Below are 11297 nucleotides of genomic sequence, written 5' to 3' on the forward strand. Positions count from 1 at the left end.
GAGACCGCGAGATGCTGAACAGACGCCGACTGATGCTGAGCGCGGGGATTGCCGCGATCGGTCTTCCACTCTTGCTCGGGCGCTCGAGGAACGCGGCCGCCGAGGCCTTCGCCGTCAATCGCAGCGATGCCGAATGGCGTGCCATGCTGACATCCGACCAGTACGAGGTGTTGCGCGGCCAGGGCACCGAGCGGCCGTTCTCCAGCGCCTTGCTGCACGAGGAGCGCAAGGGCAATTTCGCCTGCGCGGGCTGTGGGCAGGACGCGTTCTCCTCGGCGACGAAATTCGACAGCGGCACGGGCTGGCCAAGCTTCTGGGCGCCGCTCGACCGGCAGGTCGTCGGCACGACGCGCGACACGAGTTTCGGAATGGTGCGCGAGGCGGTGCATTGCGGCCGCTGCGGCGGCCATCTCGGCCATGTGTTCGACGACGGACCGAAGCCCACCGGTCTGCGCTATTGCCTCAACGGCGTTGCCCTGACCTTCCATCCGGCTGAGAGGAAAGCATCATGAACAGTCACGACATATCCAGAACGCGGCGTCCGATCCGCACGCTCGTCCTCGGCGCGGCAATCGCGCTGGCGGGCGGGCTGGCGCTGCAGTTGACGCCGTCGGTCGCCAAGGAAGTGCATGTGATCCCGCCGCCCGCTCTCGACGAGCCGGCGGCAGGCGGTCGCGAAACGGCGACGTTCGCCGGCGGATGCTTCTGGGGCGTGCAGGGTGTTTTCCAGCACGTCAAGGGCGTCGTCAGCGCCACGTCGGGCTACGCCGGCGGGGCGAAGGGCACGGCACGGTACGAGACGGTGAGCGGCGGCGACACGGGCCATGCGGAATCCGTCCAGGTGGTGTTCGATCCGAAGACGGTGAGCTACGGCCGGCTGCTGCAGATCTACTTCTCGGTCGCCCACGATCCGACGCAGCTGAACCGCCAGGGCCCGGACACGGGCACGCAATACCGTTCGGCCATCTTTCCCGCCAGTGACGAGCAGGCAAAGGTGGCGAAGGCCTATATCGACCAGCTCGACCGCGCCAAGGTTTTCGATGCGGCGATCGTGACGAAGATCGAGCCGGGCAAGACCTTCTATGTCGCGGAGGGGTACCATCAGGACTTCCTGACGAACAATCCCGATTATCCCTACATCGTCATCAACGACCTGCCGAAGGTCGCCGCCCTGAAGCGGCTGTTCGCGCCGGACTACAGCGAAAAGCCGGTGCTGGTCGGGACCTCCGGCTCGAACTGATCGTCATCCACATCGCATGGGAAACGCCCGCCCGGCACCGAGCGGTCGTTTGCCGTTGCCGGTCGCTTGACAATTCATGAGTAGAAAATTCCACAAATGGATAAATTCTCGCGTCTTTGTGTTCCAAGTGTTTGTACATGTGCAAAAAAGTTCTCATTTTTGCCTAAAATAGAACACGATTAAGCGCGTCGGCGCTTGTCACCCGGGACAAGCGGGCGTAGGCCGCTAGCGTCAATTTGCCCCCGCGCTGAAGTGACGCTCAGCAAAACCAAAGTGGCTGACTCCCACAGCCACGAAGGAGCCAATCATGAGAGACCTCCCGGGCCGGCCGTCCCGCAGAAGCTTCCTGAAAGCTTCCGCGGCGACCGCAGCCATTGCCGGCATTGCCGGCGCGGCAAAAGCCGAAGCCAAACCCGAACCTGTCGCCCTCACCGAATACAGGCCGGACTGTCTGACGCCCACCGAGTGGGCCTTCGTCATGGCAGCGGTCGCGAGACTGATCCCGTCGGAGGGCGATGGCCCCGGCGCGATCGAGACCCGCGTGCCCGTCTTCATCGACAAGCAGCTCGCCGGCGATTACGGCAAGGCGTCCGACTGGTACATGGTCGGACCATACGAGCCGGCGGCGAGCCCGCTGCGCGGCTGGCAGACCCCGCTCAACCCGCTTCAGATCTACCAGCAGGCCATCCCGTTCTTCAACGAGTGGTGCAAGACCACCCACGGCAAGATCTTCGCCGAGCTCGACGCGGAAACGCAGGACAAGGCGCTGACCTCGCTCCAGAAGGACGAGATGAAGGTCAATCCCGAGCTGCGCGATTTCTTCGGCATCCTGCTTGCCAACACCAAGGAAGGCTACTTCTCCGACCCGATGTATGGCGGCAACCACGGCATGGCTGCCTGGAAGTATATCGGCTTCCCGGGCGCCCGCGGCAGCTACAAGGAATGGGTTGGAAAGCATAACGTCAAGTATCCGCTTGGCCCCGTCTCGATCTCCGGCGAAAGGGGCTAACCGTCATGGCACGTACAGAAAAGAAGAAAGACGTTGTTCTGGTCGGCTTCGGCTGGACCGGCGCGATCATGGGCATGGAACTGGCCAATGAAGGCCTGGAAGTGCTGGCGCTGGAGCGTGGTCACGACCAAGCGACCGTTCCCGATTTCCAGTACCCGAACATGATCGACGAGCTGAAATACGGCATCCGCTACGGCATGATGGAAAAGCCGGCGAACACGACGGTCACCATCCGCCGTTCGCTGGATGAAACCGCGCTGCCTTACCGCAGCCTCGGCACCTTCCTGCTCGGCACCGGCGTCGGCGGCGCCGGTACGCACTGGAACGGCCTGAACTGGCGTCCGATGCAGTCGGAATATCGCCTGAAGTCCTACGTGACCGAGAAATTCGGCGCTGGCGTCATGACCGAGGACATGACGATCCAGGACTATCCGATGACCTACGAAGAGCTCGAACCGCATTTCGACCGCTTCGAGAAGGTCGCCGGCATTTCCGGCCAGGCCGGCAACGTCAACGGCAAGATCGTCGAGGGCGGCAATCCGTTCGAGGCGCCGCGGTCGAACGACTATCCGATGCCGGCCATGCCGTCGACCTGGGATGGCGTGAAGTTTCGCGATGCGGCGAAGGCGGCGGGCTATCATCCGTTCCCGAGCCCCGGCGGCATCGCCTCGAAGGACTATGTCAACGAATACAACATGCAGATGGGCCCGTGTAACCATTGCGGTTTCTGCGAGCGCTACGGCTGCTACAACTATTCGAAGTCCTCACCACAGACGGCGATCATCGACGCCTTGAAGCGCAAGACGAACTTCGAATACCGCGTGCAGGCCGAAGTGCTGCGCGTGGAAATGGCCGCCGACCGCAAGACGGCGACGGGTGTCACCTATTTCGACCACAAGACGGGCGAAGAGGTCTTCCAGCCGGCCGACCTCGTGATCCTCACCGCCTTCTCGCTGAACAACGTTCACCTGATGCTGGTGTCGGGGATCGGCCAGCCTTACGATCCCAACACCAATGAAGGTGTCGTCGGCCGCAACTATGCCTACCAGATCACCGGCGGCTACACGCTTTTCTTCAAGGACGAGGAATTCAACCCGTTCATCGGCACGGGCGCCAACGGCTTCTGCATCGACGATTTCGGCATCGACAATATCGACTTCGCCAAGGAAGGCTTCGTCGGCGGCGCCTATTGGCGTGCCGGCCAGACCAATGGTCAGCCCGGCCACACCATGCCGCTGCCGGCTGGCACCCCGAGCTGGGGCGCAGGCTGGAAGAAGGGCATCGGCGAGTGGTACGGCCATGCGATGAACATCGGCGCCCACGGCTCCGTCATGTCCTATCGCGGCCACTACCTCGACCTCGACCCGACCTACAAGGACCGCCACGGCCGTCCGATGCTGCGCATGACCTACAACTGGCACGACAACGAGATTCGCCAGACGCAGTTCATGAAGCAGAAGATGGAACCGATCGCCAAGTCCATGAACCCGACCACGATGCAGGAAGGTTTCAAGAAGGAAGGCGCCATGTTCGACGTCCGTCCTTACCAGACGACCCACAATACCGGCGGCACCGTCACCGGCGACGATCCCAAGACATCGGTTCTCAACCGGTACCTGCAGTCCTGGGATGCGCATAACGTCTTCGTCATGGGCGCCAGCACCTTCCCGCAGAACACGCAGTACAACCCGACCGGCATGGTCGGCGGTCTGGCCTACTGGGCGGCATACCACATCCGCAAGGATTACCTGCCCAACCCGCGGCCGCTGGCATAAGGAGAACAGAGATGAAGAAACTCATTCGCGTTCTCGGCGTGCTCGTCGTTCTGGGCGTTGCCGCCCTTGTCGCCTTCATCGTCGTGCCGGTGCAGCGCACCGGCCCGGTCACCGAGCTCGCCGCCGACTTCAAGCCGGCCAAGGGGCAGGGTGAATATGTCATGCGTGCATCGGACTGCATGGCCTGCCACACCTCCGAGGGCGGCAAGCCTTTCGCCGGCGGCCGCGCCATCCAGAGCCCGATGGGCACGATATGGACCACCAACATCACGCCCGACAAGGACACCGGCATCGGCAACTGGACGCTCGCCGATTTCCGCGCCGCCCTTTACGACGGCGTGACGCCCAACGGCACGCACCTCTATCCGGCGATGCCCTACGACAGCTATCGCAAGCTCTCCGAAGAAGACGTCGTGGCGCTCTACGACTACTTCATGAACGATGTGCAGCCGGTCTCCAGCACGGTGCCGGAAACCAACCTCGCTTTCCCGTTCAACCTGCGCTTCGGCCTGCGCGCCTGGAACTGGCTCGCCCTCGGCAAGGCCGGTTTCCAGCCGACCCAGGGCGAGGATGCCGTGTTCAACCGCGGGGCCTATCTGGTCGAGGGGCCGGGACACTGCTCGACCTGCCACACGCAGCGCAACCCGCTGATGATGTCGTCCGGCACGAGCGCGAAGGACAAGGCCTTCCTTTCCGGTGGCGAGATCGACGGCTTCACGGCGCCCGACCTTCGCGGTCCGGCAAGTGCCGTGCAGTCGTGGAGCACCGAGGAGCTTGCAGCCTATCTGTCGACCGCCCGCAACGCTCACTCGAGCGCCACCGGCGAAATGATGCTCGTCGTTCGCGACTCGCTTCAGTACATGACGAAGGACGACAACCTCGCGATCGCCACCTATCTGAAGAAGATCGGCGGCGATGGTTCCTCCGCTCCGGCCACACAGCCGGAGAAGGCGGAGATGACGGCGACCGAAACGCTGCTGTCGGAGGCAAAGCCCGACATGCCGCTCGGCCCGCGCCTCTACCTCGACAACTGCGCTGCCTGCCACATGGTGAGCGGCAAGGGCGCCGGCGAGACCTTCCCGGAGCTGGACGGCAACTCGCTGGTCACGGCACCGTCGCCCAAGGGCCTGATCAGCGTGATCCTGCAAGGCGCCGAATTGCCCTCGACGCCGGATCGCCCGATGAAGCTGCGCATGCAGGGCTACGAAAACCGCCTCTCGGATGACGAAGTGGCGACGCTCGCCACCTTCCTGCGCGAAGGCTGGAACAACAAGGCTGCCGCCGTTTCCGCCGCCGACGTTTCGGCCGTTCGCGGCGAGAAGCACTAAGACAGGAGGCCGGCTGCGTAGTGTTGCGCGGCCGGTTCTTTCCATGAGACTGAAAATGAAACAGCCCGCGGGAGAGATCCGCGGGCTGTTTTGCTTACGCCTTGAAAAGCCGGGCGCGATCAGGTGCGCGGCTTCAGGTTCTCGGGGTCGTAGATCGGCTTGTAGCCGACGCTGACCACTTCGACCGGATAGGTCTCGGCGAAATATTCGACATTCAGCTTGCGGCCGACCTGGCAGTATTCCTGCGGCAGATAGGCGAGCGCGATGTTCTTGCCGACGGTCGGGCCGTAGGCGACCGAGGTCGTGTAGGAGATGCGGCCGAGGCTGTCGACCAGCGACTTGCCCGTCTCCGGATCCATGACCGGCATGGAGCCGACGGGGTAGCGCTTGACGCCCTTGCTGTCGGTGTTTTCGGTCATGACGAGGGTGCAGAGCATCGCCGGCTGGTGTTCGCGGGCCTTGTATTCCAGGTGCTTGGCCTTGCCACGGAAATCGGCTTCCTTGACTTTCGGGCGGGCGAGATCGGCTTCCAGCAGATTGTACTGGGTGAGCAGGTCGCCGTTCTGCAGGCGCAGCGACTTTTCCATGCGGCGCGAGTTGGCGTAGGTCTCGACGCCGAAGGGCATGACGCCGGTGGCGCGCAGCGCGTCCCAGACGGCGAGGCCGTCCTCGTACTTCATGTGCAGTTCCCAGCCCTGCTCGCCGACATAGGAGATGCGGAAGGCGGTGACCGTCTTGCCTGATATCTCGATCGGCTTGATGGCCGCGAAGGCGAAGTTTTCGGGATCGAGTGCCGCCGGATCGGCGACCACCTTTTTCAGCGTGTCGCGGGCGTTCGGACCCCAGATGCCGATCGTGATGAACTTTTCCGAGACGTCTGATATCGTCACGTCGAGACCGCGATCCTCGGCCACGCGCTTCATGTAGTGGAAGTCGCGCGGTCCGGCATCGGCGCCGTTGATGAGGCGGCAGCGGTCGGCCATGCGGATGACGGTGAAGTCGGCGCGCACCATGCCCTCGTCGTCGAGGAAGTGGGTGTAGATGCCCTTGCCGATATTGGCGTCGCCGCCGATCTTGGCGGCGCAGAGCCATTCGAGCAGCTCGACATGATCGGGGCCTTCGAGGTCGACCATGTGGAAGTGGCTGAGGTTGACGATGCCGCAATCCTCGCTCATCGCCAGATGCTCGGCGTTGGAGACGCGCCAGAAGTGGCGGTTGTCCCACTCGTTTTCGCGCACCGGAACTTGGGAGCCGTATTTCTCCAGCAGGTGCTCGTTGGCCTTGTAGCCATGGGCGCGTTCCCAGCCGCCGAGCTCCATGAAGTAGCCGCCGAGTTCCTTTTCGCGCTCGTAGAAGGGCGAGCGCTTGGCATTGCGGCCAGAGGCGTAGGGCTCGCGGGTGTGAACGGCGGGGAAGTAGATCTTCTGCGCGGCCTCGTAGCAGCGGCCGGCGATGAAGTCCTCGGTCAGCTGGTGCGGGTAGAAGCGCGAGTAGTCGATCGAGTTGTGGTCGATCTCGGTGCGGCCGTCGGTCATCCAGTCGGCGATGAGCTTGCCGTAGCCCGGACCGTCCTTGACCCAGATGGCGACGCAGTACCAGAGGCCGCGCACCTTCTGGCTCTCGCCGCAGGAGGGGCCGCCGGCGGCGGAGACCTGCAGCAGGCCGTTGAAGGAATGGCCTTCATTATAGCCGAGTTCGCCGAGGATCGGCGTCAGTTCCATGGCACGCTCGAGCGGCTCGAGGATCTGCTCCATTTCCAGGTCGCGCTGCGAGGGCGAGAGGCGCGCCTCGTGCTTTTCGAGAAGCTCGCGTGGGTGGCACATGCGCGGATTGGTGGTCTCGTAATAGCCCCACTCGATCTGGCCGCCTTCGGTGGTCTTCGGGTCGCCGGTGTCGCGCATATAGGCGGAGTTGCCCTGGTCGCGCAGCAGCGGATAGCCGATTTCCTTGCCCGTGCCTTCGAATTCGTTATAGGGGCCGAAGAAGGTGAGGGGGTGATCGACCGGCATGACCGGCAGGTCCTCGCCGACCATTTCGGCGATCAGGCGGCCCCAGAGGCCGGCGCAGACGATGACGTGGTCGGCCATGATGGTGCCGCGATGAGTGACGACGCCCTTGATGCGGCCGCCCTCGACGATCAGCGACTGAGCCGGCGTGTTGCCGAACATCCTAAGCTTGCCGGATTTCTCGGCGGCATCGACCAGCTTGCCCGCAACGGTCTGCGAGCGCGGGATGACGAGGCCGGCGTCGGGATCGAACATGCCGCCCTGGACCTGATCTTCCTCGATCAGCGGGAACATTTCCTTGATTTCGGCGGGCGAGACGTAATGCGCCCGGGTGCCAAAGGCCTTGGCGGAGCTCAGCTTGCGCTTGATCTCTTCCATCCAGGCGTCGTCGCCGGTGCGGGCGACTTCAAGGCCGCCGATGCGGGAGTAGTGGCCCATCTTCTCGTAGAAATCGATCGAATACTGGGTGGTCCAGACCGAGAGATAATCGTGTGACGTGGTGTAACAGAAGTCCGAGGCGTGGGCGGTCGAGCCGATGTCCGTGGGAATCCCTGATTTGTCGATGCCGACGATGTCGTCCCATCCGCGCTCGATCAGGTGATGGGCGATGGATGCGCCGACGATGCCGCCGAGACCGATGATGACGACCTTAGCCTGCTTAGGAAACTCTGCCATTGAGTGCGACCCTGATTGAATATTGAGATCGGATTTTAGGGATAGAAACGCGACGTGTAGAGCCTGTCTACGACATAATTATCAAACTGCACGACCAGAGCCATGTGGGCTGTGGATGGAAGGCGAGGGTGGCTGGCGCTTTCGCAGCGTTTTGGACATGGCCCGTTCGATCGGGCGGGGGCGATGTTGCGTCCTTTCCGCGACATGGTAGAATCCCGCTAATATTCAGAGAGTTGGCTCTATTTCCGTCACCCCCGGCGGGCAAGGACCGGCAATGAAGACTGCGAGTGCGCCGATGGCAAGCTATGGTGTCGAACCAGGGATACGCTTCGCGTTGCTCCTTGATGGGCGCGGCGGCTGCAGGCAGATCGACATGGACGGTGTCTGCGCCTGGAAGCCCGGCGATGGCGTGATCTGGCTGCATCTGGAACGCGACCATCCCGCCGCCGCCGAATGGGTGAACCGCAAAGGCGGTTTCGATACGTTCGTGGCCGAAGCGCTGCTGGAGGAGGAGACGCGGCCGCGCGTCGAGCCTGTCGACGACGGGCTTCTGATCATCCTGCGCGGCGTCTGCGCCACCGCCCCCGATGAGGCCGAGGAGCCGCATTCCGGGCTCGATCTCGTGCCGCTGCATCTGTGGGTGGATGGCGACCGCGTCGTCTCACTTCGAGATAGCGGCCACTATATCACCGCGCTTCGCGATATCCGGGCGGCGCTGGAGAAGGGCAAGGGGCCGCAGCGCAGCGGCGATCTCCTGGCGCTGATCGGCGAAAAGCTGGTGCGCGACCTCGAGCCGGTTCTCGACGGGATGGACGAGGAGGTCGACGAACTCGACGAGATGATCTTTCACGGCGAGGCGAGCGAGGTGCGCGAAAGGCTGAAGCTTCTGCGCCGCCGTTCCGTGCAGCTGCGCCGCTATCTGGCGCCGCAGCGCGATGCGCTGAACCGGATCGAGCATGACGACGCGCCCTGGCTCATCGAGCGCGACAAGCTGAGACTGCGCGAGGTGATCGACAAGCTGATGCGCTTCATCGAATATCTCGACGCGATCCGCGACCGCACCGGCATTCTGCACGACGACCTGTCGACCGTGATCAGCGAGCGCATCGCCCGCAATTCGAACCGGCTCGCGGCGCTTGCGGCGCTGCTTCTGCCGCCGAGCGTCGTGGCCGGGCTGTTCGGCATGAATGTCGGCGGGATACCCGGGGTCAACGATACCTGGGCGTTCATCGTCATCGTCGGCTTCGTGACCGTCACGTCGATCGCGACGCTCTGGGCGCTCCGACGGATCGGCTGGCTCTAGCGTGATCGCATAATCACGCGATCGCTAATATCAAACAAGTGTGATTCCGGGTGCTGTTCATTGACAATGCAATTTGAGGGGAAATATCACTTCTCCTACCGCTGCAGCGTGTGGCCCAGTGCATCCATGTCCTCGCCACCTGTTGCCTTAACCCAAGGCTGAAGATCCGCATGATCGATACGCGTTTTTCCACGGCGATGCAGATCGTCGTCAGCGTTGCCGTCAACGACGAAGCCGGCGTGCGCTCGACGAGCCAATCGCTTGCGGTGGGGCTGGACACGAATGCGAGCTTCGTGCGCAAGCTGCTGGCGCCGCTCACGGAAAACGGCATTCTCGTTTCGGTGCCGGGCGGGAAGGGCGGCATACGGCTGGCACGCGCGAGCAAGGAGATCCTGCTCAGCGAGATCTACGCAGCCGTGACGGGAAGCAAGAAGCTCTGGGCGACGCGCCACGAAATCCCGCATGCCGGTCTGGTGGGCGAGAATATCGGCGATCTTTCCGAATATCTCTGCGACCGGGCGGAGCAGGCGGTTGTCGATATGCTGGGGTCGGTGACCGTGGAGGATAGCGTGGCGGAGCTGCGTCGTCTCGACGTGGAGCGACAAAAGCTCGTGGCAGACGAGACAGAGCGGCGTGCCGCCGCGGAGTAGCCTCTATATCCAATAGCAAAAGGTGGCTCGGCAGGGAAACCGCGCCACCTTCCGTAAACTGATCGGAGGTCAATCTGATCAGAAACGTCTGGTTCGGGCGCCATCCCCCGCTCACACCGGATCGGATGATCCAGCGTGATCGAAGAGTGGCGCCCGAAGATTTATTAGAACGCGCGCTGCAGGCGGAAGAAGCCCGAGGTTACGCCGTCCGTCTTGTCGCTTTCGAGGTAGTTGACGGTCGCCTTGGCGTAGAGGTTGTCTACGATCTGGTAATCGACCGTTACGCCGGCCTTCCAAGCGTCGTTGTTGTTGTCGAACTGACCAGCGACGATGCCGTAGTTGCCGTAGTACTGGAAGCCGGGGGTGATCTTCAGCTTGTCGGTTGCCTTGATGGCGTACTCGACGGCCACGACCCACTCAGCCTTGTTGTAATAGGCATTCGGGTCGGAGGAGTAGATACCTGCGAGGCCGAGCGTGCCCGGACCGATGGCAACGGTACCCATGGCGCGAACTGCGCCAGCTTCGTTGTCGGTGTCGTAGCCAGCCGTTACCTGGTAGGTGAAGGCGCCAGCCTTGCCGCCGATGCCAACAGCAACGCCGAAGTTGTTTGCGGTTTCGCCGTTGTAGTACGGGCTGTCTTCCAGTTCGTCGACGCTGATGCCAGCGTAGAAGCCGTCAGCTTCGTACTGGTAACGCAGCGAGTTGTGCAGGGTAACCGGCGAGCCGATGTCATCGGTTTCGCCCGAGAGACCATCGTCCCACCAGCTGTAGAACAGACCAGCGCGGATGCCGGCGATGTCGATGTAAGCGGAGTCGAGGATAGCAGCCTGCGAGGAAGCGTTGTCAGCATTCGTCTGCAGAACGATTACGCCGGTGAGCGGGCCGTATTCAGTGTCGCTCTTGGCGGTGAACTGAACCTGACCGCGGGTGTACATGTCCCAGTCCGAACGGTTGGCGACAGTCGAGCCGTTGCCGGTCGTCGCGCTTGCGTTCGGGCTTACGTTGAGCTGCGTACGGATGTAGCCGCTAACCTTGAGGCAGGTTTCCGTGCCCGGGATGTAGAAGTAGCCGGTGCCGTAAGCGTCGCAAACGCGAACGTATTCTACGGCTTCCGGTTCAGCAGCGACGATAGCGTCGGCAGCCTGAGCGCCCGATACGGCTGCGAGAGCCGCTGCCGAGCTGATGAGCATCATACGAATAGTCATAGTTGAGTCCAATCTATTTAGGATTGGGCACAGGTCACTGCTGCCGATAACGGCCCTACCTACCCCAATTTCAAACAAGCCCTCACGGGGACGTGATGTCTCCGTG

The 11297-nt window shown here is 62.8% G+C and carries 9 protein-coding genes; 7 read left to right on the top strand and 2 right to left on the bottom strand.

What is annotated here, in order from left to right; all coding sequences use genetic code 11:
* Positions 1–11 precede the first annotated feature (11 nt).
* From msrB to P3R82_RS11740, 5 genes are all read left to right on the top strand, one after another.
* Entirely contained in the window at positions 12–512 is a 501-nt protein-coding gene (gene msrB, locus P3R82_RS11720) for a peptide-methionine (R)-S-oxide reductase MsrB (protein WP_283193957.1), read from the top strand.
* On the top strand, positions 509–1240 hold the full coding sequence (gene msrA, locus P3R82_RS11725) for a peptide-methionine (S)-S-oxide reductase MsrA (protein ID WP_283193958.1): 732 nt from the start codon (positions 509–511) through the stop codon (positions 1238–1240). Before msrB ends, msrA begins: the two co-directional genes overlap by 4 nt.
* 307 nt (positions 1241–1547) lie before the next feature.
* The gene (locus P3R82_RS11730) at positions 1548–2249 is read left to right on the top strand and encodes a gluconate 2-dehydrogenase subunit 3 family protein (RefSeq protein WP_283193959.1); all 702 of its coding nucleotides are present in this window, start codon (positions 1548–1550) and stop codon (positions 2247–2249) included.
* Positions 2250–2254: 5 nt separating this feature from the next.
* Positions 2255–4024, top strand: a complete 1770-nt coding sequence (locus P3R82_RS11735) for a GMC family oxidoreductase (protein ID WP_283193960.1) — start codon at positions 2255–2257, stop codon at positions 4022–4024.
* Between the two features lie 11 nt (positions 4025–4035).
* Entirely contained in the window at positions 4036–5352 is a 1317-nt protein-coding gene (locus P3R82_RS11740) for a cytochrome c (RefSeq protein ID WP_283193961.1), read from the top strand.
* 119 nt (positions 5353–5471) lie between these two features.
* Here P3R82_RS11740 and P3R82_RS11745 read toward each other — a convergent pair whose 3' ends face one another.
* Positions 5472–8033 (bottom strand): FAD-dependent oxidoreductase, encoded by a 2562-nt coding sequence (locus tag P3R82_RS11745; protein ID WP_283193962.1) that lies wholly within the window; start codon positions 8031–8033, stop codon positions 5472–5474.
* Between the two features lie 274 nt (positions 8034–8307).
* Between P3R82_RS11745 and P3R82_RS11750 the strand changes: the two genes are divergently transcribed.
* Positions 8308–9336 carry a CorA family divalent cation transporter gene (locus P3R82_RS11750; protein ID WP_283193963.1) on the top strand — a complete coding sequence of 343 codons (1029 nt, stop codon included), beginning with the start codon at positions 8308–8310 and terminating at the stop codon, positions 9334–9336.
* 170 nt (positions 9337–9506) lie between these two features.
* Positions 9507–9986 (top strand): Rrf2 family transcriptional regulator, encoded by a 480-nt coding sequence (locus P3R82_RS11755; RefSeq protein ID WP_283193964.1) that lies wholly within the window; start codon positions 9507–9509, stop codon positions 9984–9986.
* A 164-nt stretch (positions 9987–10150) separates the two neighbouring features.
* On the opposite strand, the gene P3R82_RS11760 is transcribed toward P3R82_RS11755, so the two are convergent.
* Positions 10151–11191 carry a porin gene (locus tag P3R82_RS11760; RefSeq protein WP_283193965.1) on the bottom strand — a complete coding sequence of 347 codons (1041 nt, stop codon included), beginning with the start codon at positions 11189–11191 and terminating at the stop codon, positions 10151–10153.
* Positions 11192–11297 lie beyond the last annotated feature (106 nt).

Origin of the sequence: Rhizobium sp. AN80A (assembly GCF_030053015.1) — a bacterium.
GTDB lineage: Bacteria > Pseudomonadota > Alphaproteobacteria > Rhizobiales > Rhizobiaceae > Rhizobium > Rhizobium metallidurans.

Coding starts and splice junctions, on each gene's coding strand:
- P3R82_RS11760 (WP_283193965.1), bottom strand. CDS start 11,191: ATGACTATTCGTATGATGCTCATCAGCTCGGCAGCGGCTCTCGCAGCC.
- P3R82_RS11730 (WP_283193959.1), top strand. CDS start 1,548: ATGAGAGACCTCCCGGGCCGGCCGTCCCGCAGAAGCTTCCTGAAAGCT.
- msrA (WP_283193958.1), top strand. CDS start 509: ATGAACAGTCACGACATATCCAGAACGCGGCGTCCGATCCGCACGCTC.
- P3R82_RS11750 (WP_283193963.1), top strand. CDS start 8,308: ATGAAGACTGCGAGTGCGCCGATGGCAAGCTATGGTGTCGAACCAGGG.
- P3R82_RS11740 (WP_283193961.1), top strand. CDS start 4,036: ATGAAGAAACTCATTCGCGTTCTCGGCGTGCTCGTCGTTCTGGGCGTT.
- P3R82_RS11755 (WP_283193964.1), top strand. CDS start 9,507: ATGATCGATACGCGTTTTTCCACGGCGATGCAGATCGTCGTCAGCGTT.
- msrB (WP_283193957.1), top strand. CDS start 12: ATGCTGAACAGACGCCGACTGATGCTGAGCGCGGGGATTGCCGCGATC.
- P3R82_RS11735 (WP_283193960.1), top strand. CDS start 2,255: ATGGCACGTACAGAAAAGAAGAAAGACGTTGTTCTGGTCGGCTTCGGC.
- P3R82_RS11745 (WP_283193962.1), bottom strand. CDS start 8,033: ATGGCAGAGTTTCCTAAGCAGGCTAAGGTCGTCATCATCGGTCTCGGC.